A 19,452-nucleotide genomic window follows, 5' to 3' on the forward strand; every position below is an offset into this window, starting at 1 on the left:
ATGGAAAAATCTCGTTCTGAACTTGGTCAGATCATTGTCGGCGTCGCCCGCGACCCTCTGGGTCTGATTGGTTTGGTCATTGTCGGCACCATCGTCTTCTGTGCGATTTTCGCCTATTGGATTGTGCCCTATGATCCCGTGGCCATGGATATCAAAGCCCGGTTGCAAGGCCCGTCTGCCGAGCACCTTCTGGGTACGGACCAACTTGGCCGCGATACGTTTTCCCGCGTGATTGCCGGCGGTCAGGTTGCATTGAAAGTCGCCTTGCCTGCGGTCTTTGGTGCGATGGTAATTGGCCTAACCTTGGGAATGATTGCGGGGTATGGGCCAAAATGGCTCGACAACCTGTTGATGTTGTTCTTTGACACCATCCGATCCTTCCCAACCGTGATGTTCGCGCTGGCCGTTGTGGCCCTGGTCGGTCCCAGTTTGCAAACGGTTGTGTTCGTGGTGATGGCGACTTCGATCCCAACCTATGGCCGTGTGGCGCGAACGCAGACCCTGACGTTGCGCAATTCCGAGTACATTCTGGCCGAGCTGTCGATGGGGGCCAGCATGGCCCGCATCTTGGGTGTGCACATGCTACCAAATATCGTGGGGGTTCTGGCCGTCCTGGCTGCTATGGACATCCCGACGGTAATCGCGCTTGAGGCGGGGCTGTCCTTTCTCGGGCTTGGCGTGAAGCCCCCAACCCCCAGTTGGGGCGCACTTCTGAAGGACGGGTATTCCCTGATCCGACAGACACCTTGGCTGGTGGTGGGCGGCGGTCTGCCGATCATTCTGGCAACCCTGGGCTTTACGTTTTTAGGGGAATCCCTGCGCGACGTGGTTGATCCCAAACTGAGGAAACAGCGATGACCGAAACTCTTCTGGAAATCGAGAACCTCAGCGTCGATTATGAAACGGCACGCGGAGATCTCAAAGCATTGCGGGATATCACCTTTGACATCCGCAAAGGTGAGATCGTGGGTATTGTCGGTGAGTCTGGTTGCGGAAAATCAACCTTGATCTCGTCGATCCTGCGGCTGACCGCACCGAACACGCGGTTCCGGCAAGGCGAAATACGCTTTAAGGGGCAGGATCTGTTGCAAGTGCCTGAACGCAGGATGCGGGATTTGCGCGGGGCCGATATCTCGATCATCTTTCAGGACCCGATGCAGACCCACAATCCGGTTCTGACCATTGGCCAGCAGATGGTCGATATTCAGCACCGGTCCAAGGCTAGTAAGCAGGAAAAACTGGCCAATGCGGCAAAGATGCTGGGGGCTGTCGGTATCCCGGACCCAGAGGCTCGGTTAAAGCAGTTCCCGCATGAGTTCTCGGGCGGGATGCGGCAGCGGATCGCGATTGCCATGGCGTTGATGTCGAAACCCGACCTGCTGATCGCGGATGAGCCGACCACCGCGCTGGACGCCACGCTTGAGGTGCAGATCATCGAACGCCTGCAAGAGCTGCAGCGCGAATTCCATTGCGCCATCCTATTTATCTCGCACCATCTGGGTGTGATCGCGGAACTGTGCGACCGAGTGGTTGTGATGTACGCAGGCGCCGTTGTCGAAAGCGGTGAAGTGCGCGAGATTTTTCACAATCCCAAGCACCCTTACACGCGCCGTCTAATCGACTGTGACCCGGGCCATATCAAGGAACGCGCACGGGTCCTGCCAACCATTCCGGGCGAAGTACCCGATCTGGCCAACCTGCCCGGTGGATGTATCTTCCGCGACCGCTGCGACCAGGCGATGCCGCGCTGTGCAATGGACGTTCCCCCCTTGGATCTTCTGAAAGAAGGGCATCACGCCGCCTGCTGGCTGAACCATGAGGAGGCCGCGACATGAGCCTGCTGAACGTCCACGACCTGCAAACCAGCTATGGCCCTGTCAACGTGCTGGCTGGCGTCAGTTTTGAGGTCGAAGCTGGCGAAACCTATGCTCTTGTCGGCGAGAGCGGCTCGGGCAAGACAACTGTCATCCGTGCGATTGCTGGTCTGGCCCCGGCGCAAGCCGGCTCGGTCGTGTTTGACACGCAGGAGATACGGGGTGCGCCGGAACGGGTCATGCGCCCACTGCGCAAGGACATGGCGATGATGTTTCAGGACCCTGTGGGCAGCTTGTCACCACGCCTGACAATCCGAAGCTTGATCACGGAACCCTATCGCATTCAGGGCATGAAAGATCGCGATCTGGATGCCGAAGCCAAGCGTCTGCTGGAAATGGTGAACCTGCCGGTGCATTTCGCGGACCGCTATCCCTATCAATTGTCCGGTGGCCAGGCACGACGGGTTGGTGTCGCCCGCGCTTTGGCGCTGGAGCCGAAACTGATCCTGGCGGATGAACCAACGGCAGGGCTGGATGTCTCGGTACAGGGTGAGCTGCTGAACCTGCTCAATGACCTGCGGGAACGCCTGGGCCTTGCGATGGTGATCATCACCCACAACCTGAACGTGGTGCGCCACGTGGCAGACCGCATGGGCATTATGTATCTGGGTCGACTGGTCGAGGAAGGCACGACCGAGGCGATCTTCGACGATCCGCGCCACCCCTATACCCGCTGCCTGCTCAGCGCCAACCCCGAGCCGGACCCCGATGCGCGCCTTGAACGGATCGCGCTCAAAGGTGAGCCGCCCAGCCTCTTGCAACGCCCGTCGGGCTGTGAGTTCCGCGAAAGATGCCCGTTTGCCAAAGACATCTGCACACAGACACCGCAATGGGAGGTTGCGGCGGGCCACGGGCTGCGCTGTCTCGCACCCTTGTCGGGTGCGCCTGCTCCGGGTCACTAAAGGATGAGGGAAACACTCTATTTTGGCGGTCCCATCCTGACGATGGACGCCGACAATTCCCGACCCGAGGCGGTGTTGGTGCGGGACGATGTCATCATTGCGGTGGGGGACGAAGCAACGCTGCGGCGGCAGATGTCATCCGATGCGGGTGTATATGACCTAGCTGGCCAGACCCTGATCCCAGCCTTCATCGACTCGCACGGCCACTTCCCAGATCCCGGCTTCATCCAGCTGTTTCGGGTTGATCTTGCATCACCTCCGCGCGGCGCGTGTATGGATATGGCGCAAGCTTTGGAAAAGCTGCGCTGCCGGGCCGAAGAGACGCCTGAGGGCGATTGGGTGATGGGCGTTTTGTTCGACAACACCGCCATTTCAGAAGGCCGCATGCCCTCCCGGGCCGAACTGGATGATGTCTCAACGGCGCATCCAATCTGGGTTCTGCATGCTTCGGGTCACAACGGCGCGGCCAATTCGATGGCGCTGAAGCTGCATGGCGTCAATCGCGACACCCCGGACCCGGCCGGAGGGCGTTATGGCCGCGACCCCGATACCGGCGCCCTGACGGGGCTGGTCGAAGGGCTGTTGGCCATGGGCGAAATGGGCGATACTGATTTTCTGATCGGCCGGGACAGGTTCTGGCAAGGGTTCAACGCCTGCCGTGATGAGTATTTGTCCCACGGAGTAACTTATGCACAGAACGCTTGGGCATCGCAGGTTATGCTCGACCACTTTGCCAGCCTTCGTGCCGATCAGGATCCCGGCATTGATTTGGAATTATTGCCAATTGCCGATCTGGAACCGGCTCTGAGCCAGGGCTGGATCGACGATAACTGGCCCGGCAACCCACATTTTACGCTGGGTGCGCGCAAGCTGTTTACCGATGGCGCATTCCAGTTACAGACTGCCTATCTGTCTGCGCCCTACCACAAGTCGCTGGACCCCGATCACCCCTGTGGCATGATCTATGCCACGCAGGTCGACATGGATTTCGAGGTTCTCCGCCTACACGCTATGGGGTTTCAGATCCACTGCCATTGCAACGGGGATGCCGGGGCCGAGATGTTCATCGATGCGGTGGACAAGGCCTTGTTAGCGCATCCGCGAGACGATCACCGCCATACAATCATCCACGGCCAGGTTCTGCGCGACGATCAACTGGACCGCATGGCGCGGCTTGGAATAACTGTCAGCTTCTTTTCAGCACATGTGCATTTCTGGGGGGACCGACATTACGATACCTTCCTCGGCCCGGAACGCTCTGAACGGATTTCGCCAGCCGCAACTGCGGAACGATACGGTGTACGCTATACGATCCACAATGACGCGTCGGTTACGCCAACGCGGCCAATCCATCTGGCGCATTGCGCGGTGAATCGACTGACTGCGTCCGGCCGGCAACTGGGTGAAAAGGAAAAGATCAGCGTACTGTCTGCGCTTCGGGCACAAACTATCGATGCGGCGTGGCAAGTGTTTAAAGAAGATCAGCGCGGTTCGATTGAGCCCGGAAAACTGGCAGATTTCGCCATCCTTTCTCGCAATCCCCTAGATGATCCTGAACGGCTGCTCGACACATCGATTGTTGCAACCATCCGGCGAGGACAGATTGTGTTTGGCGCCACCAAATCCAGAAAAGAACTGGAATTTTAGAATGACAGCCAAACGCATTGCCATTGCCGGATTTCAACACGAAACCAACTGCTTCGGAGCGACCAAAGCGGGTCTGCCCGAGTTCGAGATGGCAGATTCCTGGCCCGAAATGTTGCATGGCGCGCGTGTCATCGCAGACACCAAAGGCATGAACCTACCCATCGCCGGGTTTTCTTCCGCCGCGAACCAGGCAGGTTTCGAGCTTTTCCCAATCCTGTGGTGTGCGGCAGAACCTAGCGCTCATGTCACGGATCACGCGTTCGAGAAGATATGTACTATGATCTTGGATGGCCTTCGCGGCGCGGGACCGCTGGACGGAGTGTATCTCGACCTGCACGGTGCCATGGTGACTGAAAGCCTTGCCGATGGTGAGGGAGAACTGTTGCGCCGAGTACGTGATCTGGTAGGGCAGGACGTTCCGGTCGTGGCGAGCCTGGACCTGCATGCCAATATCTCTGACCAGATGATCTCGCAGGCGGACTATCTGGCAATTTTCCGCACGTACCCGCACCTCGATATGGGCGAAACCGGCGCGCGATGTGTGCCGGTTCTGCAAAGGCTACTGGCCGGAGAGAAACTGCACAAAGCCTTCCGGCAGGTGCCCTATTTGATCCCATTGCACGCGCAATACACCTGGGCCGCACCGTTTGATGAGATTTATCAGATGCCCACCCAGTTCGAACATACCCATGTCTTTGCAGAAATCGCGCTGGGTTTTACTGCGGCGGATTATCCCGATACTGGTCCGTCCTGCGTTGCCTACGCGACCAGTGCCGCGCAAGCGACCGCCGCAGTAGATCAAATTGTCGACCTTTTTCTGGCCCGAGAACCTGATGTGGACTGCTCTATGTTGTCGTTGGACGAAGCCGTTCTGGCCTGTCGTTCGCATCGCGACAAACCGCTCGTGTTAGCGGATGTACAGGACAACGCAGGCGCAGGCGGCACATCCGATACCACCGGACTTCTGGCCGCTTTGATAGAGGGGGACGCGCAGAAGGTGTTGATGGGTCTCTTCCACGACGCCGAAAGCGCAGAGAAAGCGCATCGTGCAGGCCAAGGCGCAAAACTGAACCTGGCCATCGGCGGAAAATCAGGTCTGCCCGGGCACCACCCCGTTGAGGCAAAGTTCGAAGTTCTGGCCATCGGAGATGGCATCTGCCGATACTCAGGTGAGATGTACGGAGGCGGCATCGCGACGCTTGGCAAAACGGCCGCTCTGAGGATGATAGAGTCTGGCGCGAAGATAGACTTGGTCGTCACCAGTGTGCGCAACCAATGCCTAGACCGCGCTCATTTCACCCATATCGGCCTGAATCCCACATCCTATTCAGTGATCTGTGTCAAAAGCACCACACATTTCCGGGCGGATTTCCAACCCATCGCAAGCGACGTGAAAGCCGTTGCCGCTCCAGGCACCTTTCTCTGCGATCTGGACCAGATCCCCTACTACAACATCGCAGGCAAACGCCGCATCGAAACAAGTGGACCCAAAACCAGGAACCATTGATTTCCCACCCGCATCGCAGCTCGCAATCGACATAGCAGGCGCAGAAACTGCATCGAGATCCCGCTCGTAAACTAAGAGATTGGAAACTTCTCGCTTCACGTTTTGACAATGCTGCGTCATCATTCGCTTCAAACCTACAGAAGATAGGGCTTAAACCGCTTCTGTTCGGCAGAAACCCAAGCCCATTACGACCAAGCTTTGATAGAGCAACCCTGCGGCAAATCCCGACCCAGCGAACGGACCTTGCTAGCGCGATTCACGGTTCGAAATCGAGCGGTGAATATGTCTGACTTATATTGGTTGGCTGGCGCACATATAGCGCGTCTTGAGCCCTTATTCCCCAAATCACACGCCAGTCATCTACGCGAGACCCGCGGAGTTACAGACCCAGATTGTGATGATCTGCTAAAACCCGCTTTTTATCGGAATAGTGAACGAAACCGCAACGATCGGAAACACCATCACACCGGATACCTCCGCTCAAACAAACTGGTCTGAGATCCGACCGGTTCGGCGTTGGATGTAGACGGCAAGTGTAGCTATCGATAGACAACTTCCACAGGGTCAAACCGAAAACGAGGGCCCGAGGCAACCCAGGCAACAGGAAGAAACTATGAAGCGCTGTGCAATTGTACAATTTGAACCGCGCCATGAAGAAGTCATCCCCAGCTTGGTGGCCGCCTGTAATGCCAACGGGTACCGACCACGAATCTTTCTGCATCGCCGGATCTTAAAGCTGCGCGGAGATATCATGGCCTTGGTGCCGGGATTGGAATTTGATGTTGAGTATGTGCCTTTGAGCACACCGGATTACCGGGCTGCGGATGCACCAAAACATATCAAGTCAACTATTGCAGCAATTGAAGCGGCCGAACATGACTTCGTCCTCATGGCCTCTTTGAGTCGTCCAAAAGCGGCAAGCTGGGCGCATGGAGTGAAGAAGCCATTGATCATGGTCCTGCATAATCTGGATCAGTTCAGCCAGATGGTACCCCTGCGCGAGACGCTTCAGATGCCAAATGCGCGCTACATCAGCCTGAGTGCACATGTCACGGCTGAATGGATCAGCCGGGTGGGCAAAGCCCATATGGACAGGATCGCGACGTTGGAGCCGTTTTATTGGATCGATGATCCGGAACCAAAGTTGGGCCAGCCGCGTCAGGTCGTGATCCCCGGCAACGTTAACATGCGGACACGTGATTACCCTGGCCTGCTGGATCTTCTTGGCAATCGACCGGACGCCTTTCAGAATCTGCATTTCATCCTGCCGTCAGGAGGCGGAGATCGCGCCAAGGTTGAAAGTGAGATCCAGGACCGAAAGCTTGACGCCCGCTTTACGTGCGTGCCTTTGGACAACAGCGGGCAGGTCGGGCATGCCGCGTATTTTGACGCACTGGCGGGCGCTCAGGTGATACATCCGCTCATGCCATTTGACTATGAACAATATCAACGGATCAAGATCACATCTGCCCTGTCCTCTTCGGGTGGATTCTGTGTGCCGATCGTCATGGACCGCTGGTCAGAGGCCTGTTACCGACCACCAATGCTGATTGCTGACAATGGGTTAGAGGCAAGCCTGACCCGCATTTCAGAGGCGAGTGATGCAGAACTCAGCGATCTGCAGGTAGCTCTGAAGTCTTACCGCCGATCTGCACTTGAAAACGGAGCCGTCGGGCTACGACGGCTAATTGAACAATAAGTGCCTCTATCCGGTTCACTCTCAGCCTTTTAGATCCACCTACCACCGAGTTGGAAATCACCCAAGTTGGCAACATGATGCCGCGCCGTACTTTTTTCGTTCCTACGCGAAATTCGCAGTTCAGAACATCTGCAAAACCGTTATTCTCAATGAGCACCACATGACATGCGGTCTGGCGGATCACCAGACTGAAGCGTCGGATCAAAGGAATAGAATGACACGAAAGCTAGCGATCCTGACGCTCAAAGATGAAGGCGCGTTCCTGTTGGAATGGCTCGCCCATCATCAGATGGTTGGTTTCACTGATTTTCTGATCTTCTCGAATGATTGCGCGGATGGCACCGATCTGATGTTGCACCGACTCGAAGAGATGGGGCAAATCACTCATGTCAGCCATGAAGCCAAGCCCGATAAGAGCGTACAGTGGCAGGCTATGAAACAAGCCGCCAAACATCCTCTATTGAAAGAAGCAGACTGGATACTGGCGCTCGATATTGATGAGTTTGTAAATATCCATATTGGCGACGGCTCATTAAACGCGCTCATCCATAGCCTCCCCGAGGCGGATGCGATCACGCTCACCTGGCGGCTATTCGGAAATGCAGGGATCGTTTATTTTGAAGATGCGCCGGTGACCCAACAGTTCACTTCGTGCGCCCCCAAACCCATCCTTTGGCCGTGGCGCGCCTCGATGTTCAAAACGCTTTATCGCAACAACGGGATTTACCGTAAACCAGGCATTCATCGGCCAATTTCGCCTGATCAGACCCGCGTGGATGAGGCGCGCTGGTATGATGGATCAGGCCGTTTGCTTGGTGGCGATCATCGCCGCCAGCGGGTATTTTCCAACTATACGCAAGATACGACCATGAGGGTTCAGCTTAACCATTATGCTTTGGGCGCGATGGACTCCTTTCTGCTCAAACGTGCGCGTGGACGTGGGGTGCATTTCAAAGAGAAAATCGGCATGGATTATTGGGTCGATTACAACTTTAACAGCGATCAGGACGTCTCTATTTCCCGCTACCAATCGGTACGGGCTGCTCGGGTTACCGAGCTAAAATCAGATGCCACACTGAAGAAGCTACATGACAAGGCCTGCGAATGGCGGCACAAGCGATTTAAGGAACTTTTGGAGTCAGAACCTGAACGCGCGTTTTTTGCTCGCCTGATGATGGCTGGCCAAACCACACCTCTGACGGAGCATACGGCCCGTCAGCTTATTTCATTTGCCATGCGCGCGAACCAGAAAGCCGCCGCAGAGTCCGAGTAGGAGCCTTCCTTCGTGCCGCAATCATCAAAAACCCATCCTGAATATCTGTCTACTCGTGCAGGCCGTACGCGGCGGATATTTCAGGTCGGTTTCAACAAGTGCGGCACAAGGTCGATTTCCGCCTTTCTAGATAACAACGGCATTCCGACGGTTCACTTCAAGCGTGGCAATCTGGCCCGCGCGCTCGCTAACAATCTTAAGTATGGCTATGCGCCGCTCAATGGCATTGACCGTTGGGTCGGCTACACCGACATGCAGATGGTGAGCGGCTCACGCGTGATTGAAGGTTGCCGTTATTTTCGTCAACTCGCGGCATATTATCCCAATTCCTATTTCATATTGAACACTCGAGACAAAGACAGGTGGATCGCAAGTCGCCGAAACCATGGCAATGGGTTTTATGCCGAGCGTTATCGTAAGGGTATGAATTTCGAGTCGGTTGATCAGGTAATTGATCATTGGTCAGAAGAATGGGACCGGCATCATCAGGAGGTGCCCGAATTTTTTAAGGACCAACCGGATAAATTATTGATATATAATATAGAAAAAGACAGCCCTGACCAGATGTCCGAGTTCCTTGCGCCTGATTTTGAGACTGATCCGACTTTCTTCGGCCATGAGGGCAAAACGTCCGGAGGCAATGACGCCGACGATGCAGTTTCTCCGAATTGAGATGTCATGGCTTGCTTACTTGAGCAGCATAAGAAATCGAGTGTGGGCGAGAACGAAAGGTTCGGTCGCCAACTCTCTGACGTATGAATGCGACTTAAAAATTGCCCAGCTTAGTTGGCTAACGGAGTGATAAGACTGAACGGGCAGGCTGCGCCGCCGCGCACCTTTTGATTGCCTTGATTCCTATGGTGTGCGCGATGCTCTTGCCGTTGGCAATCTTTTGGAAAGGCCGTTGATTTCGATCGTTCGGGCAATGAACTTCGTGACTGTTGGCTTACTCTTGGCGCTGCGAGAGTACAAAATCCAGACCAATATCGAGGCAGTGTGCACTGTGGGTGATCCAGCCCATAGAAATCAAATTAACACCGGTGTTCGCCACAGCCCGCACATTATCTGGGGTAATCCCGCCTGAAGCTTCGGCAATGGCTTGACCATCAATCATGCCTATAGCTTCGCTTAAGGTTCTTGGATCCATGTTATCCAGAAGCACCGCATCAACACCGATTTTCAGAACTTCGGCCAGCTGCTCCAGCGTGTCGACCTCGATTTCGATCTTGACCATATGACCGACTGTCTCTTTGGCCCGAGTCAAGGCTGGGCGGATACCCCCGGCTATGGCGATGTGGTTGTCCTTAATCAGCACCGCGTCACTTAGGGAGTAGCGATGGTTCATGCCGCCGCCTGATCGCACAGCGTATTTCTCTAAAGCCCGCAAACCGGGCGTTGTTTTTCGGGTACAGACGATGGCAGCACGCGTGCCTTCGACGCGGCGAACCATATCGGCAGTCACACTTGCAATACCCGAAAGATGACCCAAGACGTTGAGCGCCGTACGTTCGGCAATTAGCAGACTGCGCGACGGCCCTTTGAAAGTGGCGATCACTGCGCCGGGCGCGACTGTCCCACCATCCTCGACATGGCGGATTACTTTGATTGCCGGATCTATCAGCTCACAAGCCAATTCAGCACAATCCAGACCGGAAATACATCCGGATTGACGCGCGCAAGCCACAACTTCGGAAACATGGTCCGAAGGAATAACAGCCGAAGAGGTGACATCTCCGGCGAGGCCCAAATCTTCATCAAGTGCGCGGCGGATCACCGGCTCCAGCATCGTTCGGGGCAACGGGGCTAGGGGCATGATAGTCATTTCTCAAGCAGTCCTCAAAAAGGGTTCCTGACTGGTCAAACTCGCATGAGCAAGTACTTCGGTCAGAGTCATCAAAAGAGATTGCGCGTTCGCCTCAGGATTCGGGAAGTCACTTCGGTAATGTCCGCCCCGCGATTCACGGCGCAGATCGGCAAAGACCGCGATCGAAAGCGCGACTAGTGCCGGGTCAGAAGCGCACACTTCGGCTTCGACCATCGGCAACAACTTTGAAATGGCAAAACGTAGGCCCGTCTGGTCACGGATCACACCCAGATATTTTGAAACCAAAGGCCGGACAAAGCTTGGATCAGAATTAGGCAGCACGTCCACCGCAGGAGCAAGTGAGAGATTTCGCAATTCACTCGTGGCAACATCATTTGCGGCACGGCGTCCCATCACCACTGCCTCCAGCAGTGAATTGCTAGCAAGGCGATTGGCACCATGCAGGCCAGTCGCCGCGCATTCACCTATGGCCCAAAGGCCTGACAGAGTGCTTCTTCCATACTCATCAACGGCGATACCGCCCATGTGGTAATGCGCAGCCGGAAGTATCGGTATGGGATCGCGCGCCGGATCAATTCCGCTTGCTGCGCACAATGCATGGATGCCAGGGAACCGCTGGACAAATTCGGCACCAAGCGCAGCACGAGCATCAAGAAACACTCGCCCACCTTCCAATATGACCTGATGCACGGCACGAGCCACCACATCGCGCGAGGCCAGTTCCGCCTCCGGAATATGCGACATGAAGCGCTTGCCGGTTTGGTCGATCAGAATTGCGCCCTCGCCCCGGACGGCTTCACTGACCAGTGCCAGAGGTGTCTGCTTGGCATCCAGCGCTGTGGGATGAAACTGGACAAATTCCATATCGCGCAAGGCTGCCCCGGCGCGGGCGGCCATCATGACGCCCTGGCCGAAATTACCTGAAGGGTTGGTGCTTGCACCAAACAGACCGCCGCAACCGCCTGAAGCCATAACGACCTGAGATGTGCGCAATACCTCTGCTTGGGCATCTTTTTGCAGATGAACGCCTGTAACGTGTCCGTCTAGCGTCAACACCCGCCGGGCTTCGACTCCGGTCAAGCAAGTGATCGACTGGCATTGCAACACGGCACTCGCAAGGACCGATGTGATTTCGGCTCCGGTGCGGTCGCCGCCTGCATGCAGTATTCGGCGGCGGGAATGCGCAGCCTCGCGCCCCAAGGCATATGTGCCGTCGGCGGTTTTATCGAAACGAGCGCCGTGTTTCTCTAATACAGTGATCGCCTTTTGCGCTTCGCAGAGAATGGCCGACGCCACGGTTTCATCGCACAGTCCGTCGCCGGCCCGCAAAGTATCGACCAAGTGTTGCGCAGGATCACCATCCGCGCCTAGTTCGGCGGCAATCCCTCCTTGAGCCCAAGCGCTGGAACATTCCTGGCCCAGCCCTGCACGGGTGATTAGTACTACGGGTTGTGGAGCCAGTTCCAGCGCAACCGTCAGCCCGGCGATTCCGCCACCGATGATGGCAGTTCGACCATGAAGCCCTTCGAGCCCGATCATTTCACTGCCAGCATCCGTTCCACCGCGCGGCGCGCATCTTCGGCGATGGCCGGATCGACGGTGACTTCGTGATGGCCAAGTTCCAATGCGTTGCGAATGTTGCGCAGACTAATGCGCTTCATATGTGGACACAGGTTACAGGGGCGCACGAATTCCACCTCAGGATGGTTCAGCGCCACGTTGTCGCTCATCGAGCATTCGGTCAACAGGCAAACCCGCGTCGGTTTTTTGTCGCTGACGAAATCCGACATGACTGCGGTAGAGCCAGAAAAATCTGCTTCGGCAACCACTTCGGGCGGGCACTCAGGATGGGCCAGGACCGTAACACCCGGCCACGCTTCGCGCATTTCACGTATATCGGCTGGAGTAAACAATTCGTGCACCTCGCAATGTCCATGCCATGCGATCAATTCGACATCGGTCTCTTTGGCGACGTTCTTGGCGAGATACTCGTCCGGGATCATCAACACGCGCGACACCCCGAGGGATTCCACCACCTTTACTGCGTTGCCCGACGTGCAGCAGATATCCGATGCCGCCTTCACCGCTGCCGAAGTGTTTACATATGTGATCACTGGAACGCCGGGATGGGCTTCACGCAGAAGCGCAATATCCTCGGGTGTGATGGAATCCGCCAGTGAACACCCCGCGCCCAAATCTGGGATCAGCACCGTCTTTTCCGGGTTCAGCAGCTTGGCAGTTTCCGCCATAAAATGTACACCAGCCAACACAATGACATCGGCATCAACCTCGACAGCTTCGCGCGCAAGCGCAAGGCTGTCGCCCACGATATCGGCAACTCCGTGGAAGATCTCCGGCGTTTGGTAATTGTGGGCGAGGATGACCGCATTCCTCTCACGCTTGAGATCAAGGATGGCTTCCAGATCATCTTCAAACAGCATCCATTCGGGTTGCGGGATGATCTGCTTTACCCGGTCGTAGAGGTCTGGAAGGCGAAAATCTTTCATTGGCTTCTCCATTTATACTCGCATCGAGTATATTGGAGCCATGCTTATTCTCGATTCGAGATTATGTCAAGCGAGGTTCAGGACCGGGAGAGAGGTAATCTGACGCCCGACAGCATGCGAGCCTCTAGAATGGCCGGCCGATATCGGAACAGGCGTGCCGGACGACCACCGGTGCCGCTGGACATTTCGCCGGTATCTTCAATCAATTCCTGCTGATCAATCTGGCGGCGAAAATTGGGTTTGTGCAGGTGTAGACCAGACAGCGCTTCGACTGTGCGCTGTAACTGCAGCAAGGTGAAGCTTTCGGGCATGAGCTCGAACACAACCGGAGAGTATTTTATCTTGGCCCGCAAGCGAGATATGCCGGTGGCGAGAATGCGACGGTTGTCCGCTTCCATGTGACGACCGAATTCAGGAGTGTCAACAAGCCCTGCTTCGTACATAAGCTCATAACGTTGCAAAACCAGCTCTTCGTTCCAGGTCTTCCCATTCAGACCAAACAGATAGTCCACACGCTGCAGTTTTAGCGGATCACTTCCTGCCCAAGCTGAGATACGTTTGATAATTTGCGGTAGCTCTTCTGGGCTGCGATCACGATGATCCTCCCATGGGAAGTATTGATACCAGCTACGCCATGCCGGACGTCCAGCACCAGTAGTATCCTGCTCCCGCACCAGACCGAGATAGCTGATCGAGATACGCTGAGAGTTGTCGGCATAACCCGAGCGTGGATCGCGATCCTTGTCTGCAAAGGTGTAAAGCTGTTCAAGATATCCCACCGGATGGCCGGTCTGCGCCTCAATCCAGGCCCGCAAGCCGCTTTGCAAGCTGCGGTGTGAAGATTCGAACGGTCCCGAAGGTAGCGCGTTACCTCCACGCAAGGTCATGACACGCGGCTGATCATCAGTCACGGCGATTAGGATTGCGATCAGTTCGGCAGGGGCTAGTCCACTTGGCAAGGAATTTCCTGTTTGTAGAATGTCGCGAAGCGTTGGTTAGAATGTGCGTTCTAACCCAAATTTAGTACCTTGGCTTGAAGAAAAATACAGTGTGACGGGTGCTTCTTCAGAGAACAAGCATTTCTGGCCCAGTTAATCGTCCCACTGTTCTAACATCAGGTTACTACTTTCGGTCCAATGAACCTGGAATACAGTTTCGTCTCACGACTTGAGAAGTGTCGCAAGATATGGGTTCGGGCTGACCAAACAGCCAGTTGAGGTGTTCGTTTCGCTAAAGTAGTTCTCGGACCGGTCTTACGTATGATCTTTTTAAAGGCTGCCGTTTCAGCAAAGACATTATTGATTACACTAAATACTTCGATTTGCGACACACAGTGTCTTATCGAAATTTGGAAGCGATCATAGCATATCGCAGCTAAGATCTGACCACGTCACATTCAACAGTTGGGTTGTGAAGCTTCCTCCAGTTCGAAGATACCCATCCGACCCGCGGCGCTAAGCAGCCAGTTCTTTGAATCGTTGTACGGAACGGGGTCCAGGAGTGAATTGAAATCTACGGATCAGGGCCTCTAGCTAGTTTGATATCTTGGCTGATGTTCACAAATTGCAAGTTTCAGAACATCCCAGTTTGATTTTTGCGTCATGCACTTTGGCTTTCTTAGGCTGAAGATTCTGATCCCGCATTGACACCACGGATGAAAGAGTCCGCGCACGGCGGTAACAATCCAGCAGTCGTTCGGGCGGGGCATTCTGCTGCTCCGATACCAGCACTACTGGTCGAAAACTTCTCCCGGTCCAATAGTCAGAAAGAGAGAGGCCCATGGCAGCAAAACCCTGAGCCAGCTTTCAATCGGACGGTCCCGTCTCAGCCGCCACTCGAGTTTGCCAACCCGGGCTGGGCAAAATCATTGGCGGGTGGTGTCAAATCCTGCGCACCGGTGCCGGGCATCAACTCGAAACCCAAATCGAATTGATCCAGGGTCGAGGCCAGTTGTGCTACAATCTCGGCGTTGCCAACTGACTGCGCGGTGCCATCAGCGAGCATCTCGGTCAATCTGCGCTCACCGGTCATGACCTTTTCCAGGTCCGTGCGGCTCAGACTGATCGAAAGATCGGCGTCTTCCGCCACCTGATCGACGATATGAGTCAGAGTGGCATTGCTCATCTCGACAACGATGTTCTCGTCTCGGTCGGGGATCGACAGGTTGATGGTGAACTCCATATTGGCGGCTTTGGCGCTATTGACGCGAATGGCCAGAAAGTCGAGCCACATCGTGGTCTGCATCGACTTGATCGTATCGGGACCGGTGGTCTCGATGGTAGCGCCCTGCGGAATACCGTTGCGCAGTTCGAACGCCGCACCAAGGAACGAGTTGCGGACCGAAGGGCTTTCCTTCTGATACCCGATTTGCTCGAACGCGTCGGCCAACAGGTCCTTGGCGGCCTGGTTCTGTGGCTCGGCGTAGACCAGTTTGTTTAGAATCTCGGTCGCTTCAAGATATTTACCGATGTCCACCAATTCCTGTCCTTTCGACAGGATTGGCTCGGCGCCGCCCATCATCTCGACAAACAGCGGCGCGCTGTCTTCTGGCGAAAGAGGTGTGAGCGTGGTGGGGTTGGCATCCCAATAACCTAAATAACGATTGATCACCGCCCGGCTGTTATGCTCGACCGAGCCATGATAGCTGCGCGCGGCCCATTGCTGCTGCAGGCTTTCCGGCACGTCATAGACGTTGTGAATCTGATTAATGGTCACGCCTTTGTTGGCCAGATTCAGTACCCCGTTGTTAAGATTGGCGTAAGTGTCACGCTGCGCACGCATCACTTCCTGAATGCGCTCATTTCCGTAACGGGGCCAAGAGTGAGAGGCGAACATCAACTCGGCATCCTGCCCAAACTTGTACAGCGCGTCATTGACATGCTTGGACCAGCTCAGCGCATCGCGCACCAGTGCGCCACGCAAGGTATAGATGTTGTGAATTGTGCCAGTGATGTTTTCCGCCGCCCAGAATGCCTTGAGGTCGGGGAAATAGGTATTCATCTCAGCAGGTGCTTCAGTACCCGGTGTATTCTGGAAGATCATACGCACGCCGTCTACGATGATCTCTTCATACGCGTCCGAGACATAGCGGGTCGGTTCGATCAGGCCCGTGGTGCCAGCCGAGATGTTCTTGCCGATGGACTGATCCACATGACCGAACGGGCTGCGTGGCAGCAATACGCCGTATTGGAAAAACAGACGGCGGTTCATCACGTTGCCCGCATAGACGTTTTCGGAAACCGCATGTTCCATGAAACATTCGGGCGCGATCACCTCCACGCCGTTTGCCACGTCCTCATCGGTGATCACCCCGCGCACACCGCCATAATGGTCGGCGTGGGAATGCGAATAGACAACCGCCTTGACAGGAAGTTCGCCCACGGTGTCGTTCAGCAGCTTCAGCGCTGCAGCGGCAGTTTCCTTGGAGGCCAGCGGGTCAAAGATGATCCAGCCGGTATCGCCACGAATAAAAGTGATGTTGGACAGATCGAAGCCACGCACCTGATAGATGCTGTCGTCGAGAATCTCGTACAGGCCGAAATTCATGTTCAGGATCGCCTGACGCTGCAACGACGGGTGGATCGAGTCGAACTCTTTGCCCTCGAGCAGATAGTCATAGCTGCCGATGTCCCAGGCGACGGTGCCATCCTCGGTTTTGATCTGGCGGTATTCTGGAACCGCAATTAGCCCCTTGCGGCTTTCTTCAAAGTCACGCTCGTCATCGAACGGCAGTTTATTGCGTTGGGTTTGCTGGAATTCGATCGAGTAATCCGAGGGCAGCTTGCCCTTCGGGTCAAAGTGCTGAGGACTACCATCCTGCGCGACGGCAAGACCTGAGGTCAGCGTCAAAAGGGTGACGGTCAAGAGTAAGGTGGTTCGGCGTGGCATATATAATCGGTTCCTATCATGAACGCTTCAAAAGAGATCGCAGCGCAGGAGGTCTGACGGGACGAACCACGAGGTTGAAATTCGTCCCGCCGGTGCATTGACCTCCAGAAGTGCCGAGATGCGCGATCTTTTGGAAGCCGGGTGCCTGCCTGTACGACCAGCAGTGCGGCCCTCTTATCCGCAGAATTTTTCCCGAGAAGTGCAAACATGTTGCCACCTGTCGAAAAACACATGTATCAACGAGGCCAACATAATGGTTTTCCTTGGTTTTCCCGAGGCAGAGGGATATTGAAGTGGATACTACCGAGCGTGAAATTCGGGTACAGATGAAACGTATCCTGGAGCATCCGGATTTCACCGCCAGCCCCAAACGCCGCGCATTTCTGAACTATATCATCGAGGAATATCTGGCTGGTCGTTCAGATCAGATCAAAGGCGTGTCGATTGCCATGTCCGTCTTTGACCGCGACGAAAGCTTCGACCAGCAGGTCGATTCGATTGTCCGACTTGAGGCGCGGCGACTAAGGCAGGACATTGACACCTACTATGCCGGGCCCGGTCGGGGCGATCCGATACGTCTCACCATACCCAAAGGAGGATACGCGCCGCGGTTCGAAAAATCTTCACTGCCCAGCCCTGATCAGGCACCTGCTGACGCCCGGCCAAATGCCGGGTTCAGCGGACGACGACGCGCTGGGATTGGACTGGCTGTCGCCTTTGGCCTGGCATTGTTTGGGCTAATCTGGGGATTGACCCGTTCAGGGACGCCTGAGGAACAGGCAAATCACAGCTTGCCCAAAGGGCCCGTCGTGGCTGTACTGCCCTTTGAAACTCTGGGAGAGGGCCCCGGGTACCTCGCTGATGGTCTTACCCGGCAGTTGACGACCGAGTTGATCCGGTTCCGGGACATCTGGGTCTTGCCCCTTGGCAGCACACTGCATTCTGGTGAAACCGAGATTGATACGGCGAGCTTGCGTACAGAATTCAACGCTGATTTCGCGCTGGAAGGCAATGTGATGGACAGGGGCGACACCTTGCGCCTGTCCGCACGCCTCATTGATCTGAAAGACCGAAGATATATCTGGTCGCAAAGCTATGAGGTCAGCAATACCTCCGAGGAAATCTATGCGGTACAGGACAGCATTATCCGAGATGTAATGGGTAAACTGGCCGGGAAATACGGGCTACTGACGCTTGGCGCGATGCGAGATGCCGATAGAATTCCACCCAACAATCGCGATGCTTATGACTGTGTGCTTGGTTATTACAGCTATCAGGTAACCATCAATCTGGATCGCCATGCTGAAATCAAATCCTGCATCCTGAACGCGCTTGAGAAGGCTCCGGATTATGCCGAGGCCTGGGCGGTGCTGTCGAACCTGTATCTGCAACAGATACGTTTTGGGCTGGGCGGAAATCGCGAACAGATTCTGGCCGCAGCCGATGCCGCAGCACGCCGGGCGGTCGAGATCGACCCAAATCTGGCGGCGGGACATCTGATGATGGCCAATATGCGGTTCGTGCTCGGTGATTTTGCCGGGTTCCGCGAGGCCGGGCAACGGGCGATTGACCTGAATCCGAATGACACCGACATTCTGGCCCATTACGGGATGCGTCTGGCGTTCAGTGGCGAATGGGACAAAGGACTTGCTATTGTAGACCGGGCAATCGCTCTGAACCCTGTGCATCCTCAGTGGTATCTGTTTCCGCGGGTTTTTTACGAGTTCGACCAGGGCGACTATGCAGCGGCGCTGGCACAATTGGAACAAATCGATATGCCAGGTTTCTTCTGGACCCATCTATGGCAGGCCGCGCTACACAGCAAACTGGGAAATGGGGAACAGGCCCAGGCGGCCCTACGCAGCTTGTTGGTTCTACGCCCAGATTTTTCATCTGTTGCATCGGATATACTTGCCATTTGGCAACTTGATGCCACTTTTAAGGAGAACCTGTTGGCCAGCCTTCACAAGGCTGGTTTGTCAGATTCTTGACCGGCTTATCCAGTTTCCGCACACCTATTCATCGGTGGGTTTGACAGTTATCTGGAATCGCATCACCCTTGTACGCAGCAATAAGTAAACCACGTCAGATGGCTGACTTTATATCATCAGATCGTCGTTAATTTTTCTAGCTTTCACGCAAGCGGGCCAACGGTCGCTGCCGGTCCATGTCTGGAATGGTTTGTCAGAGTTGGCGCATTTTGGGGACGGCCTTTTACGTAGTTTCGGCATTGCAAAACACTTTGCTCATCGGTGCTAAACATGCGGAAGTTGATCACCTGTAGCCTGAAAGAAGCGCGCTTCTGGGCGGGATATGTCAATTCGATGCGC

General features: G+C 55.4%; 14 protein-coding genes. 9 read left to right on the forward strand and 5 right to left on the reverse strand.

What is annotated here, in order from left to right:
• The 8 genes from ACR0AH_RS08340 (at window position 1) to ACR0AH_RS08375 (ending at window position 9,574) form a co-directional block, all read left to right on the forward strand.
• A complete protein-coding gene (locus tag ACR0AH_RS08340; protein WP_480591310.1) occupies window positions 1–858 on the forward strand; it encodes an ABC transporter permease in 858 nt (285 codons plus the stop codon).
• Entirely contained in the window at window positions 855–1,835 is a 981-nt protein-coding gene (locus ACR0AH_RS08345) for an ABC transporter ATP-binding protein (protein ID WP_170465722.1), read from the forward strand. Before ACR0AH_RS08340 ends, ACR0AH_RS08345 begins: the two co-directional genes overlap by 4 nt.
• Window positions 1,832–2,776: an ABC transporter ATP-binding protein gene (locus ACR0AH_RS08350; protein WP_170407608.1), complete on the forward strand. Its 945-nt coding sequence runs from the start codon at window positions 1,832–1,834 to the stop codon at window positions 2,774–2,776. Before ACR0AH_RS08345 ends, ACR0AH_RS08350 begins: the two co-directional genes overlap by 4 nt.
• Window positions 2,777–2,779: 3 nt before the next feature.
• Window positions 2,780–4,423 (forward strand): amidohydrolase, encoded by a 1,644-nt coding sequence (locus ACR0AH_RS08355; protein WP_480591314.1) that lies wholly within the window; start codon window positions 2,780–2,782, stop codon window positions 4,421–4,423.
• Between the two features lies 1 nt (window position 4,424).
• Window positions 4,425–5,930: a M81 family metallopeptidase gene (locus ACR0AH_RS08360; protein WP_170732789.1), complete on the forward strand. Its 1,506-nt coding sequence runs from the start codon at window positions 4,425–4,427 to the stop codon at window positions 5,928–5,930.
• 613 nt (window positions 5,931–6,543) lie between these two features.
• Window positions 6,544–7,629: a hypothetical protein gene (locus ACR0AH_RS08365; protein ID WP_480591316.1), complete on the forward strand. Its 1,086-nt coding sequence runs from the start codon at window positions 6,544–6,546 to the stop codon at window positions 7,627–7,629.
• Window positions 7,630–7,843: 214 nt separating this feature from the next.
• Window positions 7,844–8,902, forward strand: a complete 1,059-nt coding sequence (locus ACR0AH_RS08370; RefSeq protein WP_480591318.1) for a glycosyltransferase family 2 protein — start codon at window positions 7,844–7,846, stop codon at window positions 8,900–8,902.
• A gap of 12 nt (window positions 8,903–8,914) precedes the next feature.
• Window positions 8,915–9,574 carry a sulfotransferase gene (locus ACR0AH_RS08375; RefSeq protein ID WP_480591321.1) on the forward strand — a complete coding sequence of 220 codons (660 nt, stop codon included), beginning with the start codon at window positions 8,915–8,917 and terminating at the stop codon, window positions 9,572–9,574.
• A gap of 274 nt (window positions 9,575–9,848) precedes the next feature.
• Here the strand turns inward: ACR0AH_RS08375 and nadC are convergent, their stop codons facing one another.
• The 5 genes from nadC to ACR0AH_RS08400 form a co-directional block, all read right to left on the reverse strand.
• Complete coding sequence (gene nadC / locus ACR0AH_RS08380; RefSeq protein WP_480591324.1) at window positions 9,849–10,715, reverse strand: carboxylating nicotinate-nucleotide diphosphorylase; 867 nt, start codon at window positions 10,713–10,715, stop codon at window positions 9,849–9,851.
• A gap of 12 nt (window positions 10,716–10,727) precedes the next feature.
• A complete protein-coding gene (locus tag ACR0AH_RS08385; protein WP_480591327.1) occupies window positions 10,728–12,266 on the reverse strand; it encodes an L-aspartate oxidase in 1,539 nt (512 codons plus the stop codon).
• On the reverse strand, window positions 12,263–13,234 hold the full coding sequence (gene nadA / locus ACR0AH_RS08390; RefSeq protein WP_480591330.1) for a quinolinate synthase NadA: 972 nt from the start codon (window positions 13,232–13,234) through the stop codon (window positions 12,263–12,265). Before nadA ends, ACR0AH_RS08385 begins: the two co-directional genes overlap by 4 nt.
• 77 nt (window positions 13,235–13,311) lie before the next feature.
• A complete protein-coding gene (locus ACR0AH_RS08395) occupies window positions 13,312–14,193 on the reverse strand; it encodes an NUDIX hydrolase (protein ID WP_170561666.1) in 882 nt (293 codons plus the stop codon).
• 865 nt (window positions 14,194–15,058) lie between these two features.
• Complete coding sequence (locus ACR0AH_RS08400; protein WP_480591333.1) at window positions 15,059–17,122, reverse strand: alkyl/aryl-sulfatase; 2,064 nt, start codon at window positions 17,120–17,122, stop codon at window positions 15,059–15,061.
• A gap of 326 nt (window positions 17,123–17,448) precedes the next feature.
• Between ACR0AH_RS08400 and ACR0AH_RS08405 the strand changes: the two genes are divergently transcribed.
• Window positions 17,449–19,113 (forward strand): hypothetical protein, encoded by a 1,665-nt coding sequence (locus ACR0AH_RS08405; protein WP_480591336.1) that lies wholly within the window; start codon window positions 17,449–17,451, stop codon window positions 19,111–19,113.
• Window positions 19,114–19,452 lie beyond the last annotated feature (339 nt).

It is taken from the genome of Ruegeria sp. AM5 (assembly GCF_056540645.1).